At 48.2% G+C, this 23,894-nt stretch carries 13 protein-coding genes; 8 read left to right on the plus strand and 5 right to left on the minus strand.

Annotated features, from left to right (window positions below; all coding sequences use genetic code 11):
* Window positions 1-48: 48 nt before the first annotated feature.
* Window positions 49-1,632 carry a S8 family peptidase gene (locus VNM22_07930; protein HWP47079.1) on the plus strand — a complete coding sequence of 528 codons (1,584 nt, stop codon included), beginning with the start codon at window positions 49-51 and terminating at the stop codon, window positions 1,630-1,632.
* A gap of 195 nt (window positions 1,633-1,827) precedes the next feature.
* Here VNM22_07930 and VNM22_07935 read toward each other — a convergent pair whose 3' ends face one another.
* Window positions 1,828-2,616, minus strand: coding sequence for a fumarylacetoacetate hydrolase family protein (locus VNM22_07935; GenBank protein ID HWP47080.1), 789 nt, complete (start codon window positions 2,614-2,616; stop codon window positions 1,828-1,830).
* A 254-nt stretch (window positions 2,617-2,870) separates the two neighbouring features.
* Between VNM22_07935 and VNM22_07940 the strand changes: the two genes are divergently transcribed.
* Complete coding sequence (locus tag VNM22_07940) at window positions 2,871-3,986, plus strand: aldo/keto reductase (protein ID HWP47081.1); 1,116 nt, start codon at window positions 2,871-2,873, stop codon at window positions 3,984-3,986.
* Window positions 3,987-4,072: 86 nt separating this feature from the next.
* Here VNM22_07940 and larA read toward each other — a convergent pair whose 3' ends face one another.
* Window positions 4,073-5,329, minus strand: coding sequence for a nickel-dependent lactate racemase (gene larA, locus VNM22_07945; protein HWP47082.1), 1,257 nt, complete (start codon window positions 5,327-5,329; stop codon window positions 4,073-4,075).
* 85 nt (window positions 5,330-5,414) lie between these two features.
* Window positions 5,415-6,902 carry an aldehyde dehydrogenase gene (locus VNM22_07950; protein ID HWP47083.1) on the minus strand — a complete coding sequence of 496 codons (1,488 nt, stop codon included), beginning with the start codon at window positions 6,900-6,902 and terminating at the stop codon, window positions 5,415-5,417.
* A 449-nt stretch (window positions 6,903-7,351) separates the two neighbouring features.
* Between VNM22_07950 and VNM22_07955 the strand changes: the two genes are divergently transcribed.
* The 5 genes from VNM22_07955 to pbpC all read left to right on the plus strand — a co-directional run bounded on the left by VNM22_07955 (window position 7,352) and on the right by pbpC (window position 19,184).
* Entirely contained in the window at window positions 7,352-9,124 is a 1,773-nt protein-coding gene (locus VNM22_07955) for a PQQ-dependent dehydrogenase, methanol/ethanol family (protein HWP47084.1), read from the plus strand.
* 101 nt (window positions 9,125-9,225) lie between these two features.
* Complete coding sequence (locus tag VNM22_07960; GenBank protein HWP47085.1) at window positions 9,226-9,807, plus strand: sulfocyanin-like copper-binding protein; 582 nt, start codon at window positions 9,226-9,228, stop codon at window positions 9,805-9,807.
* A 6-nt stretch (window positions 9,808-9,813) separates the two neighbouring features.
* Complete coding sequence (mocA, locus tag VNM22_07965; GenBank protein HWP47086.1) at window positions 9,814-10,395, plus strand: molybdenum cofactor cytidylyltransferase; 582 nt, start codon at window positions 9,814-9,816, stop codon at window positions 10,393-10,395.
* 460 nt (window positions 10,396-10,855) lie between these two features.
* Window positions 10,856-16,753 carry an alpha-2-macroglobulin family protein gene (locus tag VNM22_07970; GenBank protein ID HWP47087.1) on the plus strand — a complete coding sequence of 1,966 codons (5,898 nt, stop codon included), beginning with the start codon at window positions 10,856-10,858 and terminating at the stop codon, window positions 16,751-16,753.
* Between the two features lie 130 nt (window positions 16,754-16,883).
* The gene (gene pbpC, locus VNM22_07975; GenBank protein ID HWP47088.1) at window positions 16,884-19,184 is read left to right on the plus strand and encodes a penicillin-binding protein 1C; all 2,301 of its coding nucleotides are present in this window, start codon (window positions 16,884-16,886) and stop codon (window positions 19,182-19,184) included.
* Between the two features lie 195 nt (window positions 19,185-19,379).
* Here the strand turns inward: pbpC and VNM22_07980 are convergent, their stop codons facing one another.
* Window positions 19,380-20,501 (minus strand): SMP-30/gluconolactonase/LRE family protein, encoded by a 1,122-nt coding sequence (locus VNM22_07980; GenBank protein HWP47089.1) that lies wholly within the window; start codon window positions 20,499-20,501, stop codon window positions 19,380-19,382.
* 441 nt (window positions 20,502-20,942) lie between these two features.
* Entirely contained in the window at window positions 20,943-21,785 is an 843-nt protein-coding gene (locus VNM22_07985; GenBank protein HWP47090.1) for an FhaA domain-containing protein, read from the minus strand.
* Window positions 21,786-22,151: 366 nt separating this feature from the next.
* On the opposite strand from VNM22_07985, the gene sdhA reads away from it, so the two are divergent.
* Window positions 22,152-23,888, plus strand: a complete 1,737-nt coding sequence (gene sdhA / locus VNM22_07990; GenBank protein ID HWP47091.1) for a succinate dehydrogenase flavoprotein subunit — start codon at window positions 22,152-22,154, stop codon at window positions 23,886-23,888.
* Window positions 23,889-23,894: the final 6 nt, after the last annotated feature.

Consider the following 23,894-nt stretch of genomic DNA (forward strand, 5'->3'; position numbering starts at 1 on the left):
AAACTTTCTGGTTTCTCAGGTGTCCTATTTATAAAAAAGGAGGAAACCATGAAGACTAAAACCATTTTCATTCCCATCATTTATTTATTCGTTGGGGTCTTTATCTGGAATATTAGCTTTTTAGAAGGCGCCGAACTACCCCGTGTTCCTTCGAGTACGGCGTTTCAAAGTTTATCCCAAATGGCACGTCCGGAACTCAGGAGACGGACGGAATCTGCCCTGAGCTCCCGAATAGAGCAAGTGCCGATCAATCCTGCGGTCCGAGGAAATCCTGCGGTCCGAGGAAATCCTCTTCTACCGGAAGTACCGATCTGGAGAAGTCCCACGCCATTTACCCAAACTGCTCCGGTTCCCATGAGTCGGATCCAATCCAGGGGAACCGGTCGATATGTTCCAGGTGAAATCATTATAAAGTTACGACGAGATGCAAATATCCAGGGATTTCGCCAAGGATCACCTTCCTTACGGGCCGGGACCCCGGGTGCCGGTTCTGGATTGGAGAGCTTAAATCGAAGATATAGCGTTCGGAGTATGGATAAGCTCTTCCAAGCTCCTGATTTTCGCATTCAGAGTAATGCACCCAGAGGGCTGGAGTTATGGAGAATTTACAGGCTTAGATTTCGAAGCGATCTGAATCCGGAGGAGGTGGCCCGGGATTACGAAAGGCTGGCAGAGGTTGAATATGCAGAACCTAATTATATCTACACCATCTCTTTCATTCCCAATGATCCCCTCTTTCCAAGGCAATATGCTCTTCAGAGATCCCAAAGTGGAATCGATGCCGTAGAAGCCTGGGATATCGAGACCGGAAGTAGCCGTATTGTGGTTGGATTATTAGATACCGGCGTGGACTATAACCACGAGGATTTAAAGGGGAGAATTGTGAAGGGTCCTGATTTGGTCAACGAGGATTCGGATCCCATGGATGATCAGGGGCACGGAACCCATATTGCAGGGATTATTGCCGCCCGGGGTAATAACGGCAAAGGGGTCGCAGGGGTATGCTGGAGCTGTCGGGTTATGGCCATTAAAGTAGCAGATGCTTCTGGAGCCTCCACCAACGCCTGGATCGCCCAGGGGCTTGTTTACGCAGTCAACCACGGAGCTCAAATCGTTAACCTGAGCCTGGGAGGATTCGATCCGTCTAAGACGTTGGAACAGGCGGTCAGATATGCTAATTCCAGGAGTGTAGTTCTTGTCGCGGCCATCGGTAACGAATCTACCAGTCAGGCCGTTTACCCGGCGGCTTATCCTGGGGTTATTGCCGTAGGGGCGACCGATGTGAATGGCAGCCGCGCTTCCTTCTCTAATTATGGGGATTACCTGTTCGTGATGGCTCCTGGGGTTTCTATTTACAGTACTTATCGTGGAAATAGCTATCAGGGGTTGAGTGGCACTTCCATGTCCGCAGGCTTTGTATCGGGTGTGGCCGCTTTGATTTTATCCAAAAATCCTTCTCTCTCCAGTAGCCAGGTCCGCCGCATCCTGGCGGCTTCTACCGATGATATAGGGACATTCGGAAAAGATTTCGAAACCGGATATGGCCGTATCAATGCTTTTAAAGCCTTGGGTGGAGGAGCCGTCTCCGTAAGCAATTATCAATTTTTAATAAACAGGTGGAGGGGGTATTAAGGACTCCAGGTTAAAAAATTACCCAACGTCAGGAGGTCTCTACCGGGATTCTCCCTTAGGGCCTTCAATCCCGATGAGGGTCTCCTGCTCCTTTTGAAAGGTATCTTTTTATGTAGCATTGTTTCCCCTTCACACTTCAACCCCTTTCCACCCCTTGTTTATCGTCCATTATGTCCCTGCTAACGGGCAAATTTACTAAATAAACTTTGCACTTACGGAGCCCAAACGGGTAAAGGTAATACGAATATGATTTCCTTTCTTAACTTTAAAATAGCTGGTAATAGATCCTGAGATGATAATTTCCCCTGCCCTCAAATAGTCATCAAACTCAACCAGTTTGTTGGCCAGCCAGGCTACGGAATGAGCCGGATTTCCCATGACTTCGGCTCCGGCCCCGGATGCCACTAGCTCCCCATCGACCTCCAACACTACCCCTTCAAAGCGAAGATTCAGGTTTTGTACCGGAGTTAATTGAGGACCTAAAACGATTCCTGCATTAAGGGCATTGAACCCTATCAAATCAACTGCTTTGAAGTGAGATCCTTGCAGGATAATATCCCCGATTTCCATGGCGGGTAAAACTCCCTCGGTGGCTTGAAGAACCGACAGCGGACTGACGCCGGGGCCCTTTAAATCCTGTTTTAATAAAAAAGCTACTTCGGGTTCAACTAAAGGATTTACAAAGGCATCTAAAGGAATGGTACTCCCATCCAGGTAAATACCGGGACTCATCAGATGCCCAAAAATGGGCTCATCGATCCCGAACTGGATTCGGGTCGCTTTATTAGTTAAAGCTATTTTACGGCCAATAACTTTTTGTCCCCGGGTTATGAGTCTTCGAATCCAACCATACTGAACCCGATAGGCATCGTGCTGGCTCATGTTTCCTAAGAGTCCAGAAAATGTTTCGACCGGTTTTTTAACTTCATAACTCTGGGCTACCTGATTGACAGCTTCTTCTATGAGTTCTGGTGAAAGGGCCATGACTCCCTCCTTTCGTAATTAAAACGGTTTATCTCGGGAAGTAGTTTGGGAAATTGTTTGTCGCGTATTTACTTTATACACGAAACCGGATCCAAGTCAAGCTTTTGCCACCCACAGAGTTTGTTAGCCATTCCTACTTAACCATTGACAAGGGAGTAGAGGTTATGGATAATAGGGGATGGGAGAGGAGATCTTAAAGTCTGTGAAGGCCTTGGGGTCTAGCTTCTCATAGATTTTAGGAATCGGATACGATTATGGTATATACTTCGCATGCGACTCCAGAAGGTACAGATACCTATCAGAAACGCTTTTCGGGGAAATTAGCACCTGGTCATTTTCGACTGCATCAGGGTTGCTGGCTTTCGTCTATTGGGCTCGGTACATACTTAGGTCACCATGATATTACCACCGACACTCTTTATCGAGATGCCATCATCCGAGCCCTTGAGTTAGGCTGCAACGTCATTGATACGGCCATTAATTATCGATGTCAACGGAGTGAACGGGTCATAGGACAGGCTTTATCCCTTCTTTTTAAAGAGGGACGTCTCAAACGGGAAGAAGTTCTGATCGCTACCAAAGGCGGATTCATCCCTTTTGATGGAGAACCTCCGCGAAATCCCCGCGCTTATATCCTGGAGACCTTTGTCAAGCCTGGCATCATCACCTTTGAGGATATCGTAGCAGATTGCCATTGTTTAGCCCCGCGATACATACAGAACCAATTAGATCGTAGCCTTAAGAATTTAGGCCTGGGATGTGTGGACATCTATTATCTCCACAACCCGGAAACCCAGTTAAGTGAGGTATCCCGGGAAGAGTTTTACCGTCGCATGAAAGCAGCTTTCCAGGTTTTGGAAGAAAATGTTATCCGGGGTAAAATCCAGTGGTATGGTACCGCAACCTGGGATGGATATCGCACTTCTCCCCAGGCCCCCGATTATCTCTCCCTACAGGATCTGGTTGAGCTGGCCAGGGAAGTGGGTGGGGAAACCCATCACTTTAAGGTGATCCAGCTTCCTTATAATCTGGCCATGGCGGAAGCTTTTACCCATCAGAATCAAGCTGTTGGAGAAGAAGTCCTGTCCGTCTTTGAGGCTGCACAGCGGCTGGGTATTACCGTTATGACCAGTGCTTCTATTTACCAAAGTCGATTAGCCCGCAATCTTCCCCCAACCATTTATGGATTTTTTCCAGGCGTTTTCACCGACGCCCAACGGGCCATCCAGTTTGTTCGCTCTACCCCTGGAGTAACAACCGCTTTAGTCGGCATGAAACAGCGGGCCCATGTAGAGGAAAATCTCAAAACCGCCCTGACTCCCCCCATGAGCCAGGAAGAATTCATGCGGCTATTCTCGCAGGCCCCCTAAGGGAGGCAGAGACCCGGAGACACGGGGACGCGGAGATATTTCCCCGGGTCCCTAAGTCCCCGGGTTCCAAACTCCCGGGTCCAAAATTACCTGACTCGGGCCAGGGTTTTCTCGTTAATTTGGAGGGTTCCACACGGGAAAACAACCACACGAGCCTCCTTGCCGTACTCCATTTTGAGGACGTCGATAACTTCTGTCCATTTTTTACAAAAAATTGTGGTATCCGGGTAGCGGTCGTAGACATCTGCCGGGGATACATGGGGGGAAAAGACGATAAACTTTCGGTTCTCGAACATTTTACCGGCCGGACCCCGGTCATGGGTGCGGATATTTAACCGCATATTGGTATCTCCCAGGGAGTGAAAGCCACGCCCTTCCGAACTGGCCGTGGTCAGTATAATGGTCCCTCCGGGTCGAATTAAATCCTCACTGCGATTATCCCAAATATTGAAGGCATTGCTGGCCTGAATAAATTCCGTGTCTTTCGGATAGGCATTAAAAATCCCTATATCAATGGGACCTTCTGGAACCCTGGTCGCATAGACCTGTCGGGCCAGGGAAACCGCAGCACGATGGGAGGCTACCAGATCTCCAACAAAAACTCCCGAAGTCCCTCCATGGGAATTTCCAACTGCATTGATGCTTACATCCAGCCCGACAATTCGGGCTGCTTCTTCCAGATCGGCCCGATGTTCATTTCCTTCGATAAATCCGATCCCACCTATTTTCCCAATAAGGGCCGGAGTATGATTGGCCTGAAGCGTTTCTATGCCCGCAACACCTGGTAACACCGCCTTAGCTCCTCCACCGAATCCGGCAATGGGATGAGGGGTTATGAAGCTGTTACAAACTTTAAGATCGGCTTCATAGAAAGTCCGGTTGATGAAGAGAGGAGTCCCTCGACTGGTTTTTCCCAAATTTACCAGGTTCTCATAGGGATGATGGTTGTATACCGGAAAGTTATCCACGATTTCTCGCCCCAGCTTCTTGATGAGATCTTCTCGGGTCATGGGTCGATGAGCTCCAAAGGACATGACAAAGGTAATTTGGGATCGATGAACCCCACCTTCCTCCAGTTGCCGAAGGATAAAAGGAATGAACCGATAGGCCTGGGTAGGACGGGTCAAATCATCGGCCGTGATAACCACTCTTTTTTTTCCTCTGGCCAGCTCCCGAATGGTTGGAGTCCCGAGGGGCGACTCAAAAGCCTGCCTAATGGCTTCATCACTGATATCCGGCGCATCCCTCATGGCTGCAACCTGAACATCCCAGGTATCGGGAAAGGTTAATTCGAATTGGGTATTCGCATACCAGGCCCCCCAGGGGATATAGACACTTTTCATGGTTTTCTCCTTTACAAGAGAAGTCGGGAGTCAGGGAATCAGAATCGGAAGATTTTTTACCCTGACTTCTGACTTCTAGGGTTGATTATCTCATTACAAACGGATCTGGAACGGTCCCGGAAAGCTCCACCCAGACACTTTTCACCTGGGTATACTCCCTCAATACCTCAGGTCCATTTTCCCGGCCATACCCGCTATTTTTATAACCTCCAAAGGGAGAAGCGAAGGAAATATTTCGGTAAGTATTGATCCAGACCGTTCCTGCCTGGATTTCACGGGCTACCCGGTGGGCCCTTTGAATATCCTGGGTCCAGATTCCGGCCCCCAGTCCATAAGGAGTATCGTTGGCTAATCGAATGACCTCCTCTTCATCCCGGAAAGTCAGAACACTCAAGACCGGTCCGAAGATCTCCTCCTGGGCAATCCGCATATGGTTTTGCACGCCGGTAAAAATTGTCGGCTTGAAGAACCAGCCTTTACGGAGTTCGGGTTCGGTAGGCGGTTCACCTCCATATACCAATTTGGCTCCTTCTTGTAAACCTATCTCCACATATTTTTTAATCTTATCCAGTTGTTCCTTAAGGGCAATGGGACCCATTTCCGTTTCCATTTTGGAAGGATCTCCCATCTTAATTTTTGAAGCTTTATCGATCAGGCGCTCCAGAACCTCTTGATGGATTTTTTCATGGAGAAAGAGCCGAGATCCGGCAATGCAGGTTTGTCCACTGGCAGCAAATATCCCGGCAATAATTCCGTTGACGGCATTATCCAGGTTTGCATCGGGAAAAACAATATTAGGAGACTTCCCACCTAACTCTAAGGAGACCCGAGCCAGGTGATTGGCAGCATTTTTAGCTACCAGTTTTCCGGTTTCCACTCCTCCTGTAAAGGCAATTTTATTAACCAGATGATGCCGGGTCAGGGCGGCTCCTGCGGTTTCTCCATATCCGGTAACGACATTGACAACACCGGGCGGAAATCCAGCCTGTTCTATAAGGGGAACCAGTTCAAGGAGGGAAGCAGAGGTATGCTCTGAAGGTTTGATGACAATGGTATTTCCCGTTGCTAAAGCCGGAGCCATCTTCCAAAATGTTAATAAAAGGGGAGAGTTCCAGGGTACGATGGCCCCCACCACTCCCAGCGGCTCCCGGAGTGTATAATTAAAGATGTTCGGTTTCTCCAAAGGAATAACTTCCCCCATGATTTTATCTGCCCATCCTGCATAATAGTAACACCACTGGGGGATAAGTTTTGTTTGAATCAGCATCTCCCGGATTAACTTTCCGTTATCCCGGGTTTCAATCTGTGCCAGTCGCTCGGCATGATCCTTGACCAGATCTCCCAGTTTCCTCAGGAGATTTCCCCGCTCCGTGGGGGTTAATCGCTTCCAGTCCGGACTCTCGAAAGCCTTCCGGGCCGCCCGAACCGCTCGATCAACATCTTCTTCATCTCCTTCTGCAATCTCGGCCCACACTTCTCCCGTATAGGGATTGATAGTTCCAAAAGTCTTTCCAGAGGCGGCTTCCTCCCATTGACCGTTAATATAAAGTTTGTATTTTTTAATCTCAGACATTCCCATGAACCACAAAGATACAAAGGTACCAAGACCCCTTTACCCGTAAGAACGATTTTTAAATCCTGTCAGGTCCTGATATCCTGGTACCTTTATGGCTGAGTAATCTGTCCAAACGAATTTTATTCTTAACTCCTCAGAATCCTGTTCTTACCGTCAAATTTCAAGGGTGTACTAAACCTATTCTAGGAATTCAACCTCTTCAGGTCAAGGACAAATTATCCAGGGAAATAGACTTTGATTTGAAAACCTAAGATATATAGGGTTTTAGTTAAAAAGAAAAGGTTTTGCTTGACATCCCTGGGAGAAAAAATCTAAAAATTAAAAGTGATTATTATCTTTTAGCTTAATAAACTTTTGTTTCTTAACCGTTCAGGTTCTCACCCTCTACCCCTCTCCCACGCTGCAAGAGAGGAGTAGAAGACGGGGGGCGAAAGGAGCAAAGGGCTATGAGGAGGCAATTTTTTAAACCTAAAAAACTTATGAAAGCTACCCTAAGTTTGGGTATGATATGCTTTTTGCTGTCTTTTTTCTTTGTTCCCCTGGCCAATTCTGCTGAGGAGGTGAAGAAAAGCGAGAAGAAAAAAGAGGAGGCCACGGCGAAAAAAGAAGAGGTGAAGCATACCGAAGTCACCGATGAAATGTTACTGAATGCCGGTAAAGATGGAAAAAACTGGTTGATGTATGGCCGTGATTACACGAATCAGCGTTATTCTCCTTTGAATCAAATCACGACGGCCAATATCGGTAAACTGGTCCCCAAGTGGGTTTTTCAAACGGGGGTGGTCCACTCTTTTGAGAATACCCCCATTGTCGTGGACGGCGTCATGTACATTACCACACCCTTTAACCATGTATTTGCCATTGATGCCAGAACCGGCAAGCAACTCTGGAAGTATGAACATAAGGAGCCTCCCACCAGGATTTTCTGTTGCGGACCCAATAACCGAGGGGTTGCAGTTGCTTATGGGAAAGTCTACATGGCTACCCTGGATGCCCGCCTTCTGGCCTTAGATCAAAAGACCGGTAAGGTGGTATGGGACGTTGAGACCGGGGATCCTACTGCTGGTTATGGAAATACCATGGCCCCCCTGGTCTATAAAAATATGGTCATTGTGGGGACCTCCGGGGCGGAATATGGGATTCGTGGCTTTGTAAAGGCTTTTGATGCTAAGGATGGTAAATTGATCTGGACCTGGTACACCATTCCCGAGAAAGGTTGGGAAGGAGAATGGAAAAAAACGACGCCAGAAGGGGAAGATTTACATCGAGACATTGAAGCTGAGAAGAAAGCCATGGAAAAATATGCAGATGCCTGGAAGACCGGAGGCGGCTCTGTATGGATGACCCCCGCTCTGGACCCTGAATTGGGGCTGCTGTATGTCTGCGTAGGGAATCCTTCACCGGATCTGGATGGTTCTGTACGCCCGGGGGATAATCTGTATACCGAATCCATCGTTGCTCTGGATGTAAATAAAGGCGAAATGAAATGGTATTATCAATATCTACCCCATGATGTATGGGATCTAGATGCAACCAGTCCGGCTGTTCTATTTGATGTAACGGTCGGAGGAAAAAAAGTGAAAGCGGTGGGTCATGCCGGAAAAACCGGTTGGGTCTATATTCTGGACAGAACCAACGGAAAATTGATTAAGAAATCCGATGCCTTTGTACCTCAAGAGAATATGTTTGCCCCCCCTACCGAAAAGGGAACCCGCATGCTTCCCGGAGCAAACGGAGGATCAGAGTGGAGTCCCATGGCTTACAGCCCTCAAACCCAAATGGTCTACGTTGCCGGACTCCATCAACCCATGCATTATATCGTCCATACAGCCCCCCTGGAAAAGGGTAAGCTCTGGCTGGGGAGTGCTTTTATTGCAGCTCCTGGAGAGGAAAAAGATCAGTATGGAACCTTCACGGCTATCAATGTGAATACAGGAAAAATTGTCTGGCAGCATAAAACGGAACAACCCTTGATAGGAGGATCCCTGGCTACCGCCGGAGGTTTAGTCTTCACCGGCGAAGGAAATGGTTATTTCAACGCCTTTGACGCAAAAACCGGGAAACTTTTGTGGCGATTCCAATGTGGAGCCGGGGTTAATGCAGCTCCTATATCCTTTGAGGTAGATGGTCAACAGATGATCGCGGTAGCCGCCGGAGGAAATTTCCAGTTGGGCTTCCCCTATGGGGATGCCATCTTCGTTTTTGGCCTGTCTAAATAATAAAATTCAGCTCGTTTAAGTTAAAAAACTAAAGTCGTTGCTACAAAAAATTAGGTGGCAACGACTTTAGTTATTTTTAGATTTTTAGACCGATAAAAAAAATGAATAGTGAAAAACGCCGGCAGAGATTACGTTTGGTAAAGATGTTACTTTGGGTAGGACTTGGAGCGGTTTTCTTTAAAATCTCCATAACATTTGGGGAAGAAGCCTCAGAGCTGGAAAAACTGGGATGGAAATCCCAGTGGATGACCGTCGATCCTGAAAAAAAATTTGTCTCCTTTGAAATCATCGGGGGTTATAATGGAGCCAATGGGACTTTTAATTTCAACGGTTTTTACGAAGGAGAACTTACTCTGACGGTCCCATTAAACTGGCAGGTCGAGATAAAATATACGACTAAAAGTGCCTATAAACCCCATAGTGCCGCCATCATTAAAGAGACCGATCCTCTACCGGAAGAAGGCGGAGCCGTTGCCTTCAGAGGAGCGACCACGGTCAAATTAATCCAGGGTCTCCATGCTAATGAATCTGATACCTTTACCTTTGTGGTAGACAAACCTGGGAAATACCTGCTCTTTTGTGGAGTGACCGGGCATGGTCGAGGGGGCATGTGGGATTATTTTGTCGTATCCGAGACGGCCAATCGCCCCACGGTTCATATTGAAAATAAAACAAAAAAGTAGTCAAAGATGGTTTCAGCCATACTCTTAGCAGCGGGTGAATCTAAACGGATGGGCCGGCCAAAACAACTTCTTCTGGTTGACGGCCAGCCGATTGTGGTTCAATCTTTGCGAAATCTTATCGCCTCTCAGGTAGACGAAGTCATTCTGGTCCTGGGTTATTACGCAGAACTGATTCTGGCGGAAGTTCAGCGATATTTCCAGAAGGGTTTTAAGATCGTTGTGAATCCCTACTATCGAGAAGGAATGAGCCGATCCTTACAAGAAGGTTTAAAGCAGGTAAATAAGGAATCGGAAGCCGTTCTCATTGCCCTGGCAGACCAGCCTTTTGTAGAAACTCAATCCCTTAACAAAATCATTCAGGCTTATCACAACACCCCCTACGGTATTATCGTACCGACTTATGGGGGACGGCGAGGAAACCCGGTCCTCCTCAGTTTAAAGTATAGACAGGAAATGGAATCTTTAACCGGAGATGTGGGATGTCGGGAGATCCTGAAACGTTACCGGGAAGACATATTGGAAGTTGAGGTGGATTCTCCTGGGATCTTAAAGGACATAGATACTCCGGTAGATTATCAGTCCCTGTAGAGCTAATACTGTTTCCCCCTTGAAACCTCCCTGAACCCTAGGAGCAGCCCGCAGGGGTTGCTCCTTATGCATCCAGTTAAGGATTAGACTTGGGGTCCAGAACCCCCTTGACCTCCATAAACGCCAGGATAAGAATATCGGCCATGGTGGGGCGACCTGTTAATAGTTCTTATGTAGATAACAGGTTCTTTTTTCCCCCTCTCCCGAAGCTTCGGAAGAGGGGGGAGGGGATGAAGGAAAAATATCAAATTTAACTCTACACAGTATGACCGTTTAGGCGACGCTTCCACAAGGAAGCATTTTAAACCATCCTTCTTTAAATTAAATTATTTATCTATCCGGTGGTTTTCGCTTGACCCTATTTTTTTCCTAGCCCATAATCTTTTTAAATTGAAGATTTTTTCCGGCCAGAAAGAAAACCCCTTGCCATCAGAATATAAAATCTACAGGAGATACAGATATGTTTAAACGACTTTTTATTGTTTTACTTTTCGTTGGAGGTTCATCCGGTCTTACTCTTACCGTTGCCCAACAAGATACCGCCCAGTTTAACAAAAACCCGGAACCCCTCAAGCTTTTGAGTATCACTCCTTCTGGAGAGGATGTTCCGGTCGGTCGTCAAGTTGTGTTCCAGTTCAATCGCCCGGTCGTGCCCGTGGGTCGGATGGACCGGAAAGCCGAAGAGATTCCTATTACCATCGAACCAAATCTGGCCTGTGAATGGCGGTGGTTGAATACCTCTGCTTTAGCCTGTCAGTTGGGAGAGAAAACGGCGATGGCTCCGGCTACACGTTACAAAATAACTGTACGGCCTGGAATCAAAACCGAAGATGGCTCTACTCTGGCGGAAGAAGTCACCCATACCTTTATCACCCAACGTCCGAAAATTATCAATACCTGGTTTCAAACCTGGAAATCTCCTGGAACTCCGGAGATTCGGATTACCTTTGATCAACCTGTTACCCAGGACTCCGTGTCCCGGCACCTGTACTTCCAGACAGAAAAAGGTCAACGTCAAGCCTTGAGGGCTACGGAATCCCAGGACTCTGAACAGAATAGGGAAGAAGAAACCTTCCCGGAGGAAGGGCCGGGGGGGGAACAAATTGTCCGGGAAGCACCGGATCGCAAGGGTCTGGATTGGGTAGTAAGCCCTCTTGAGGAACTGCCGCAAGATGCACGCATAGAACTTTACGTGGAGCCCGGTATTGTATCCAGGTCAGGACCCGAACCCGGAGTCGAGAACCGGCTGGTGGTTGAATTCTATACTTTTCCGCCCTTTCGTTTTCTGGGTGTGCATTGTACAACCAATCAGGGAGAGGAAATAAAGATTCCGGCCACGGGGGATCCGGCTCTTCAGAAACCCCAGACATCGGGTGCAGTCGGGACTCCTTCTATGAAATGCAATCCTGTGAAGGGTGTCCGCCTGGCGTTTTCCTCTCCGGTCATCAAGGAAGCCGTCAAGGCGGGTTTGCAGGTAACTCCGGATTTGGCAGGTGGTCGAAAAGATTATGATCCGTGGGAGAGTGTTGTTTCTTACTCTCGTCTATCCCAGCTCCATCAGAAAGGAGCTGAATATGAGATTTACCTGCCGGGCATTCTGAAAGCCAATGCGGTTTATCATCTCCAGGCTGATCCAGATCAAATCCAGGATGAATTCGGACGCCCGCTCAGTGAAGCCATTTCTATGAAATTTGCTACCAACCACCGACCCCCCCATTATCACCTGGAACATCCCATTTCCGTTTTAGAGAAAAACGTCGAAACCCATGTACCTATCATCATAACCAATCTAGATGCCATCCATCTGAGCTACGAAACCTTAACCGTCCAGGGTAAAAAACCGGAACAGAAGAAAACCCTTACCCCTTACAAGGTACGGAACATCGCCTATCCCTTCCCACTCAAGATACGGGAATTGATTCCCGGTGGTTCCGGAGCCATCCAGGGAACTTTGAAAACTACCCCTTCCGTGACCGACGAGGAAGGCAAGCCGCGTTGGTTCTTTTCCCAGGTCACACCCTTTGATGTTCACGTTAAGATAGGACACTACAACACTTTAGTTTGGATCACGCGATTTGATACCGGATTACCTGTGGAAGGGGTTCGCGTACAGGTCTATGAAGATCAATTCGGCTCCTTTGCAGAGAACCCGAAAATACTTGCAGAGGCCGTAACCAATGCAGACGGCATTGCCATGCTGGCCGGTACAGGCAAGCTAGACCCGGAATTGAAGTTAATCGATCAATGGGACCAATTTCAACCCCATTTGTTTGTACGGGTTCAGAAAGACGATGACATGGCTTTGGTCCCTCTAATCTATGATTTCCAGGTCCAATCTTATGGCGCCCATGAGGAATATATCTTTGCCGACATGAGGCGCCGTTATGGGCATATTCAGGCCTGGGGAACGACGGCACAGGGAATCTATAAGGTCGGAGATACGGTGCAGTACAAATTTTACGTACGGGATCAAAGTAACGAACATTTTATCCCGGCTCCTCGTAAAGGATACTCCTTACAGGTCATAGACCCCACCGGTAAGGTAGTACACGAGGTTAAGGAACTGGTTCTATCCGACTTTGGGGCTTATGACGGTGAATTTCTATTGCCTCAGACCGGGGCAGTCGGCTGGTATCGCTTTGTTTTATCTGCCGTCTTTAACCCAAAGCAACCCGATGATAAAATGTCCTGGGAACCGATGCGGGTGTTGGTTAGTGACTTTACACCGGCTCCTTTTCGGGTGACCACCGATCTGAATGGAGCTCTATTCCAACCGGGGGATACGGTTCAGGTAACAACGCAGGCTAAACTCCACGCCGGTGGCCCCTATGCAAATGCCCCGGCGCGTATTACGGCTTTTGTACGAGGTCGTCCTTTACTCCCCCAAGACCCACAAGCCAAAGGTTTTTATTTTGATGTTTCCCAGGGGGCAGATACCGAAACCTTATACCAAACCGAGGGTTTTGTGAACGATCAAGGGGTTCTGGAAACCCAATTTACCGTTCCTCAGGCCCAGATTCTCTACGGTCAGTTAAAGGTTGAAAGCACTGTACGAGATGATCGGGGGAAAGATATAGCCAATGTCGCAACGGCCGGCTATGTCGGTCGGGATCGCTACGTAGGCGTCCATCAGGCAGATTGGGTGTTAGCCGCTGGTAAACCGGTCCAGCTCCAGACATTGGTCGTTAATGAACAGGGGATTGTCGTAGCCGGTACAGAAATTCAAATCAAAGTAGAACATCTTCAGACCAAAGCTGCCCGGGTCAAAGGAGCCGGTAATGCCTATCTGACGAATTATGTCCATGAGTGGATCTCCGTTGCCGGGTGCACACTGGCTTCAGAAACCAAACCGGTTGTCTGTGAATTTACACCTCCAGCCCCTGGGACTTACAAAATGACGGCCAGTATATCGGATACTAAAGGCCGTAAGCACAGCAGTAGCCTCGAACGCTGGGCCGTCGGTAAAGGAGAAGTATTGTGGGAGACCACCCCGGAAAATACGTTGAATATCTTTCCTGAGAAGAGCGAATACAAAGTTGGTGAAACTGCTCGCTTCCTGGTTCAGAACCCTTATCCGGGAGCTAAAGCCCTCATCACGATAGAACGCTATGGGGTACAGAAAAGCTGGATCGAGACTTTCAACGATAGTGCCGTCATTGTAGAATTTCCCATCGGTCCCGATCAGATTCCGGGCTTTTATCTATCGGTGGTCGTTCTCTCCCCGCGGGTAGATAAACCCTTGGATGAAAATCAGGTGGATCTGGGCAAACCTGCTTTCCGTATGGGATATGTTCAGGTACCGGTGAAGGATACTTATAAAGAACTCCTGGTCGAGGTCAAACCCCGACAGGAAGTGTACAAGCCCCGTGAAGTGGCTACAGTCGATCTATACGTCCGTACCCGTGCAGAAACGACTAGTCAGTCGCCCTTACCACCCATAGAACTTGCGGTGACCGTGCTTGATGAGGCTGTATTTGACTTGCTTAAGCATGGAAAAGCTTATTTTGATCCTTACAACGGTTTTTATTATTTAAACCCTCCGGATCCCCTCGATTTGAGAAATTATAACCTGCTCACTCAGTTGATTGGTCGACAAAAGTTTGAGAAGAAGGGAGCCAATACCGGTGGAGATGGGGGATTGGGCCTGGATTTGCGTTCTGTATTTAAGTTCGTCAGCTACTGGAATCCGTCTCTTAAGCCCGATGCCAACGGCAAAGCAACCATTCAATTCAAGCTCCCGGATAATTTGACCGGATGGCGGGTGTTTGTCCTGGCAGTAACACCCGAAGATCAGATGGGACTGGGGGATGGCCACTTCAAAGTTAACCAGGCTACGGAGATACGTCCCGCCCTCCCCAACCAGGTTACCGAAGGAGATAATTTCCAGGCCGGCTTCACTATTATGAACCGTACCGACATGAAGCGAACCCTGGAGGTTACCATTACCGCGGAAGGTCCCATTCAGGCTACCGAACCCGTGCATCACCGGCTGGAAGCCGAACCTTATAAACGCTATGTAGTTAGAATGCCTCTACAAACCGTAGGTGAGGGTGAAATCAAGTTCAGGGTACTTGCAGGGGATAATGTGGATCGAGATGGTTTAAAAGCTTCTTTAACGGTGCGTAAACGTCAGGCCCTGGAGGCAGTGGCCACCTACGGTACCACGATTTCCAATGAAGTTAAAGAAACCCTGGAGTTTCCCAAGGATATACATACAGATGTCGGTTATGTGAGTGTTGTGGCTGCACCTACAGTCCTGGGTCATTTAGAAGGGGCCTTTCAATATATGCGGGATTATCCTTATATCTGTTGGGAACAGATCCTTTCCAAGGGGGTGATGGCTGCCCATTATCTTCCTCTCAAGCCCTATCTCTCGGATACTTTCCACTGGGAGGAGAGCCGGGGTTTACCGGAACGGACTCTCCAACTGGCAGCCAACTATCAGGCCCCCAATGGAGGGATGACCTATTATATCCCACAGGATGAATATGCAAGTCCTTATCTGAGCGCCTATACGGCCCTTGCTTTCAACTGGTTACGGGCGAAGGGTTACCAAATTCCACAACAGGTGGAAGGCCCCCTCCATAACTACTTACTCGAACTCTTGCGTAAAGATGGGATGCCGGACTTTTATTCTAAAGGGATGGCTTCTACGGTTCGTGCCGTGGCCCTTGCTGCTCTATCCGGTCACAATAAAATCAATCTTTCCGATCTGCAACGCTATCAGGGCCATGTCCGTGAGATGAGCCTGTTCGGTAAAGCCCATTACCTGATCGCCCTGACTCAGGTTCCCGGCACACTGAACCTGCAGTCCCAGGTCGTGACTATGATCCGGGCCCATGCCAATGAAACAGGGGGCAAATTGATTTTTACAGAAACCCTGGATGACGGTTTCCAACGTATTCTGGAATCCTCTTTGCGAACCCAATGTTCAATTCTCAGTGCCTTCCTGGCTTACGAGGATCAAAAAATAGAAGCCGGTTCGAAATCCACCCTTATCGGAGATATACCGTTTAAACTCGTCCGCCTGATTACCCAAACCCGCAAAAACCGGGGTCATTGGGAAAATACCCAGGAAAATATGTTCTGTATGAATGCCCTGGTCGATTTCAGCCGGGTCTATGAGAAGGATAAACCCAAACTGACATTACAAGCCTTTCTGGACAATGAAAAACTTGGTCAGGTCCAATTCCAGGATTTTAGAGATCAGCCCGTAGACTTTCAACGCCCCCTTCAACCCAGCGATCCGGGCCGCAAGGCTACCATTACCTTAGATCGGGAAGGCACGGGTCGCATCTACTACGCAACCCGGCTGTTTTATTCCCCCTCTGAACCGAAAGTACAACCCATTAACTCCGGCATCGAAGTCTATCGAGAATACAGCGTAGAACGTAACGGCGCCTGGGTCTTACTCCAAAACCCCATGCAAATCAAAACCGGTGAACTCGTTCGGGTTGATTTATATATCTCCCTCCCCGCCGCCCGTAATTTTGTAGTGGTGGAGGATCCGGTCCCCGGAGGCCTGGAACCCGTCAACCGGGATCTCGCAACGGCTTCTACTGTAGATGCAGCCAAAGCCACCTTTACCTACCCTAAGGATTCTTTCTTTTTCCGATATGATGACTGGAGATATTTTGGCTATACCCTCTGGAGCTTCTATCATCGGGAATTTCGCCACCATGCTGTGCGTTTCTATTCAGAGTATCTACCGGCCGGGCGATATATACTGTCTTACGTAGCCCAAGCCATTGCACCCGGTGAGTTTACGGTTATGCCTCTACACGCGGAAGAGATGTATGACCCTGACGTTTTCGGACAAGGGATACCGGCTACGTTGCGGGTGAATGGGGCTCCGTAATGATCTGGATTTTAGAGGGATATGGGAGTATAGGGGTAGGGAAGTGTGGGGGGTGTGGAAGTGTGGGAGTATGGGGGTGTGGGAGTTTATTTTTTTACTCCCACACTTCCATACCCTTTTTATACGGATAATGGATAAACGAAAAATATTTTTCTTTCTGGTTATCCTTCTCCTGGCTATGGGTTTGTTTATCTGGAAAACGTGGGTTGACCTGCTTCCGCTGCCGGAATCTCTTACCCCGGATACGTTGGGTCTCCGTAGGGTTCAAGTTTTAGACCGTCGAGGCATTCCGCTTTCGGTTACTTTCCAGAACCCCTGGAATCTTCACCAGATAATTCCCCTCCATAAGATTCCTACCTTTCTCCAACAGGCCTTTATCCTGGCCGAGGACAAACGGTTTTATTTACATAGGGGTGTGGACTGGAAGGCCCGGCTGCATGCATGGGTTCAAAATCTGAAGGCATTTCGAGCGGTGCGTGGGGCAAGTACCATAACCGAACAGGTAGTCCGCATGCTGCATCCGCGTCCACGTACCTTATGGTCACGCTGGTTGGAAGGGATTGAAGCATCACGGTTGGAAAAACGGTTTTCCAAAGCTACCATCCTGGAATTTTACCTTAATCAAGTTCCCTATGCCCGTCAACGACGGGGTGTAGCTCAGGCGGCATACGATTATTTTGATCGGGATCTGGATACGCTCAGTGCCAAGGAGATGCTGGCATTGGCCGTATTGGTACGGGCACCCAGTCGATTGGATTTGAATCGGGGTACAGATCAAATTCAAAAACCCCTCACCCGCCTGGCCCATCGCATGTACACGGCGAAACTGATCTCCACCGACGTGTATCAGAATATTCTCCAGGAGAAGCTGGTGCTTAGAGAACCTACTCTTCCAGTTCAGGCAAGCCATTTTATCCAATATGTCCGTCATCTGGATCTTCCAACCTCCGGGTTACAAAATGGGCGTCTGCATACCACCCTGGATGCTTCGCTTCAGAAACGTGTCCAGGATATTCTGGATCAACGACTTCTGACTTTGCGCTCCCAACAGGTAACCGACGGGGCCATTTTGGTCGTGGATCATCTCTCAGATCAGGTGTTGGCCTGGGTCAATGGAGGTTCATTTTTGGCCGACACGGCTGGGAGTCAGATCGATGCGATCCTTACGCCTCGACAACCCGGGTCGACGTTGAAACCTTTCCTTTATGCCATGGCCCTGGAAAAAGGTTGGACGGCGGCAACATTGATCCAAGACTCTCCCCTGTCACAACCTGTTGGTCTGGGACTGCATAATTTCCACAATTACAGTCAGCAATATTATGGACCTCTCCGGCTTCGGGAGGCTTTGGGGAACTCCCTCAATATCCCGGCGGTACGGACGATTCAATTTGTAGGAGTCCAGTCCTTCCTGGAACGTTTACATGAACTCGGTTTCTCCAGTTTAACCCGATCTTCAGATTTTTATGGGGAGGGTCTGGCGCTGGGTAATGGAGAAGTCACGTTATTTGAATTGGTTCAGGCTTATGCCACCCTGGCTCGGGGAGGGGTATTTCGTCCCCTGAAGGTACTCCTTGAAGAAATAGTTCCAGCCGAACCTCCCCGACGGATATATGGCAAAGAAGTCAGCTCGCTCATTGCCGACATTCTTTCCGATCCCCAGGCCAGACGGTTGGAATTTGGGGAGGGTCATTTATTACGATTCCCAGTTCAGACGGCTGTAAAGACCGGCACTTCTACCGATTATCGAGATGCCTGGGCCATAGGTTTCTCTTACCGTTATACGGTAGGGGTATGGATGGGGAATCTGGATCGTCGATCCATGGATGCGGTTACCGGATCTACAGGTCCTGCCCTGGTATTACGTGGAGTATTTGCCGAACTTAACCGGTATGAAGAATCCCGGCCTCTTTTCCGAAGCCCCCAACTCACTCCTGTTAAAATTTGTCGTGTGAGCGGGCAACTTGCTACCCCCAACTGTCCAACCCTTCTGGAATGGTTTGAGCCCCATAAAAGGCCTGCACAACGCTGTCCTTTGCATTCAGCCCCCTCCTGGGAGGTGAAGGAAACCCTCGATGAACCGGAAAGAACTCCGGATAAAGAGGAAACAACCCCGGTAAAGTTAGAAAGGAAACCGGTCAGGAACGACCTGGAGCTTATCTACCTGTTACGCCCGACCCCTGGGCTCCAACTGGCTATGGATCCCCGGATTCCCGATGAGCTGGAAGCCTTTCCTTTCCAGTTACCCGAAGGGATTCAAGCCGTAAAAGTAGATTGGATCGTGGATAAGCAACTGGTAGGTTCGACTTCCCAGGGGGAACGCCAGTTTCTATGGCCTCTGTCCCGAGGAATCCACAAAGCTCAGGCCAGGGTGTGGTTGAAAGAACAAACCGATCCCGTTGAAACCCCTGAAGTGGAATTTGTAGTGAAGTAAAAAATAGGATATCTTCTGGAGTCTAAGAACCCATTGCGTTTATCAGGCAGGGCAGGTTTGAAACTCGCCTCTCTGTAGGGGGACGGAAAAACCGATGGGTATAAAAAGATGCCGTTAAAAGATAGAACCCGTGGGCGGGAATCCTCTACCGACCGCCCACAGGTTTCTGTTTTTACTTCAGGGGACTATCTATCATCAGGTGATATGGGCTCCCTGGGTTTCCACGTAAACCGCATAGAGGGACTGGCTGGCCGTCATGAAGAGTCGATTTCGATAGGTACCTCCAAACACCAGGTTGGAGCATATTTCAGGCAATCTTATGATTCCAATTCGCTCCCCATTGGGGGCAAAGATATGCACGCCATCGTAACCGTCGCCAACCCAGCCCATACCGGCCCAAATATTACCATCCACATCGGCCCGGATACCATCGGCGAAACCCGCTTTGCCTTCATAAGTTGTTGAGGTAAACTCTTTGCCATTGGCCAGCTTGACGTTATCCACTACATCCCAGACCTTGATGTTTTTAGGAGCATCGGGATAATGGGAGGCACCGGTATCAACGACATAGAGTTTTTTATAATCTGGAGAGAAGCATAAGCCATTGGGTTTAAAAATCTCGTCGGTGACCTTCTCGACATTTCCAGATTTGGGATCGATCCGATAGACCGCTTCCTTTTGAAAAGGCTGAGGAGAGCCGGTATTTCCTTTGCGCCAGTTACTTTCATAACCGACCAAAGCTCCATAACCTGGATCGGTGAACCAAATTCCGCCGTCCGGATGAACTACAATATCATTGGGGCCGTTGAGGGGTTTCCCATTGGCCTTATCGGCAAGGACCGTGATGGTCCCGTTATTCTCATAGCGGACCACGCGCCGTGTCCCGTGCTCACAGGCAAGCTGCCTGCCCTGCCAATCGAAGGTATTGCCGTTGCTGTTATTAGAGGGATATCGAAATCTGCGAGAAACATGACCGTCTTCCTCAATCCAGCGGAGTTGCTCATCATTGGGGATATCGCTCCAGATTAAATAACGACCCAGTCCATTCCAGGCCGGACCTTCTGCCCACAGGGTACCGGTATAGAGCCTTTGAATCGGCGTGTTACCTATCTTGGCTTTAAACCGTTTGTCCAGGGCAACAATATCCGGATCGGGATAACGTGTGGGTTCTGCCTCCGGACCAAAATTTCGAGCAAATGCCACAGGATCCATGGAAGTAATGGCGGCTATAGCCGCTGCCGCCTTCATAAAGGCCCGGCGTGTCATCAGCTTGCGTTCTTGCTGCTCATGCAGAATTTCTTCTTTATCTTTTTTCATCGCTTTACCCTCCTCTGTTTTTTAATTCGGGTTTCCCTCCTGTATTTAACAGGGCGGTTTCTTTATCCACCCTAAAACTACAAAGAAATAATTATAAACAAAGCAAACGAGGGATAATGATTAGGGTAGCAACAGTTATCCAATATAACCGTTGCTAGTATTTTAGGGTATTTAAGGATTGAAATAAAGTCAAGAAGATTTAAAAGAAATTTACTTGCAGCCCGATATAAGCGCGAAGTACCGTTGGATGGCCTTTTAGCCTCAACGGGGTGATCTGTTTATAAAAACTATCTTCCCTGTCTTTAGCTCCGGATCCCCTGAACAAGCCAGCCTGTCAGGCGGACAGGTCGCTTCTCCAAAGATTGATTGTTGAAGGATAAGCTTGACTCTCAACAGGCCCCTCTTACAGCTATTCTGATATCGAAACCTTAGAAAAGAACTTTAAGATTCCAGCATAAACCGCATGATCACTTTTCCGATTCTGATTTCAGCTCCAGGCTCCAATTTGACTTTTTTTATGGAAGTTTCATTCACATAAGTGCCGGTGCTGCTGTTGGCATCCTCGATATAATAGCGTTCCTTGTCATAGTGGATGATGGCATGTCGGTCGGAAATATCCAACATGTCTGCGGGAAAGCGAATATCTGCCAGGGGACTTCGGCCCAGGATGGTTTTATGAAAGATCAAACTAAACTTCTTCCCTTTCATGGGTTCCCCACTTAAAACTTCCAGGAATGCCGTCGGTTTACCGGTTGGAGGTCTCAAGGAACCGGGTTTTTCATCTCTGGCCTTTAATTCCGGATTTTTTTCCTTCTTCACCCGCCTGCCTTCACCCTTTCTTTTACTAACAGAAGCAGACGACAGGAGTTTTTCGGGAGTTTTTCCGGATTTCTTGAAAGGAGGTAAAACTTTTGGTTCCTGAGCCGGTTTAATTTCTTGCGGGCTAACCGGGGGAAGCAGATCTATGGCAAAATGGGTGGTAAGAGTTCTATCCTCGACAAAAGAAATAGAAATAGGCGTGGTGATGAGTTTATACCCTTTTTCCAATACCCGTTGATTCAACTGATACGTCAACTGTTCTTGAAGACGGGGCAGTGTTGGAGAAAGTTGTTGAAAATTTTTTGGATGCAATCGAATTTTATAGGCATGGGGAACATAGGTTTCTGTAGGTAATATCCACATATACCTTTCCATATGCTCTTCCAGGGCTTTTTTGAGCTGCTCGGGGTAAAACTCGGATTTACCAGATATCCATAAGAGAATATTCTTTAAAAAGTTCTTCATATTTTATGGCGCGTCCTTTACGATTAAGGCCTGAGTAGAAAAGTTAAATCGAATAAAATGCTAGCAAAAGTTATACCGAATCTTTTATAATCCGTCAAGCTTTTTCTATTAGAAAAGGTTGTTTCCAGAGAAAATAAAAGTTGACTTTCCCCCTTTGGGCTTCATATAATTCATAAAGATTTATCCACCTGAACAGAGGTACACCGGACCCTAAGGATAAGACCGTAAGTGACAAAGTCACAAATCCCTGCAAAGACCGGGCAGGTGACAGAAAAGGTTTCAGGTTCTTTTGATCTCGAGGAGGGACCGGGGTGATACCTTCCGGGTTTTGGGGGTTTGGTGACTTTGGAGCCGGAAAAACGGAAGATGAAAAATCCTAAGATAGCTATTGTAGGGGGTGGCCTGGCCGGCCTTATGTCTGCCATTAAGCTGGCCGAGAAAGGATATGCCTTGAGTCTTTTTTCCCTTGTACCGGTTAAACGTTCCCATTCGGTGTGTGCCCAAGGAGGGATCAATGCCGCCAAAAATATCAAAGGGGAGGGAGATTCTCCCTGGCAGCATTTTGAGGATACCATCTATGGAGGGGATTTTTTAGCTAATCAGCCTCCAGTCAAAGGGATGTGCGAAGCAGGCCCGGGAATTATCGATCTGCTGGACCGCATGGGGGTTATGTTCAACCGAACCCCGGAAGGTTTGATCGATATGCGTCGATTTGGTGGGACTAAATACAATCGGGCAGCTTTTGCAGGTACGACCACCGGTCAGCAGCTTTTATATGCTTTGGACGAGCAGGTGCGCCGGTATGAGGCAGCCGGACTGATTAAAAAATATGAGGGTTGGGATTTCCTATCCGCTGTCATCGATGAAGCGGGAATTTGTCGAGGGCTCTGTGCCATGAACTTAACGACCCTGGAAGTTCGAACTTTTCCGGCAGATGCAGTTGTGCTGGCCACCGGAGGGATCGGGTATATTTTTGGTAAGAGTACCAATTCCATCATTTGCAATGGGAGTGCTGCCAGTGCCGTTTATCAACAAGGGGCCTATTATGCAAACGGTGAGTTCATCCAGATCCATCCTTCGACCATCCCTGGAGAGGATAAACTCCGTCTCATTTCAGAATCCGTTCGGAGCGAAGGGGGACGGTTATGGACGTATAAAGATGGAAAACCCTGGTATTTCCTGGAGGAATGGCACCCAGAGTACAAAAATCTGGTTCCTCGAGACATTGCCTCCCGGGCTATTTATAAGGTCTGTTACGAGTTAAAGCTGGGGATCCAGGGAAAAAATCTGGTTTACCTGGATATCACCCATCTGGATCCCCAGCTTATCGAGACGAGACTGGGAGGAGTGGTGGAAATCTACCAGAAATTTATGGGAGAAGACCCCCGGAAGGTCCCCATGAAGATTTTTCCCGGTATGCATTACTCCATGGGCGGGCTCTGGGTGGATTATAATCAGATGACAAATATCCCGGGACTCTTTGCCGTAGGGGAATGTGAATATCAATATCATGGAGCCAATCGATTAGGAGCTAATTCCCTTTTATCCTGCTTTTACGGGGGAATGATCATCGGAAGATCCGTGGTGGAATATACAACCGGATTACAATCCGGAGTAGAAAGTGTTTCCTCTACGGTATTTGAGCGTGAACTGAAACGTCAGCAGCAAATAAACGATCAGCTCCTCCGTTCTGCCGATGGCCCTGAAAATCCTTATCAAATCCACAAAGAAATGGGAGAGTGGATGACCCAGCATGTAACCGTTATTCGCTATAACAAGAACCTTCAAGAAACCGATCATAAACTCCAGGAACTCCTGGATCGATATAAAAAAATCGGATTAAACGATCGCGGGAACTGGGCAAATCCTTCCCTTCCCTTTGCACGTCAGTTATACAATATGCTTCAACTCGCCCGTGCCATTACCATCAGTGCACTGGCCCGTAACGAAAGCCGGGGGGCCCATTATAAACCTGAATTCCCCAACCGGGATGACGAAAACTGGCTCAAAACTACCAAGGCCCGCTTCACTCCCCATGGACCTGAATTAAGTTATGAGCCGGTGGATGTGTCGTTAATTAAACCGAGACCGAGGAAGTATTAACCCTAT

It is taken from the genome of Candidatus Limnocylindrales bacterium, assembly GCA_035559535.1.
Classification (GTDB): Bacteria; Moduliflexota; Moduliflexia; order Moduliflexales; family JAUQPW01; genus JAUQPW01.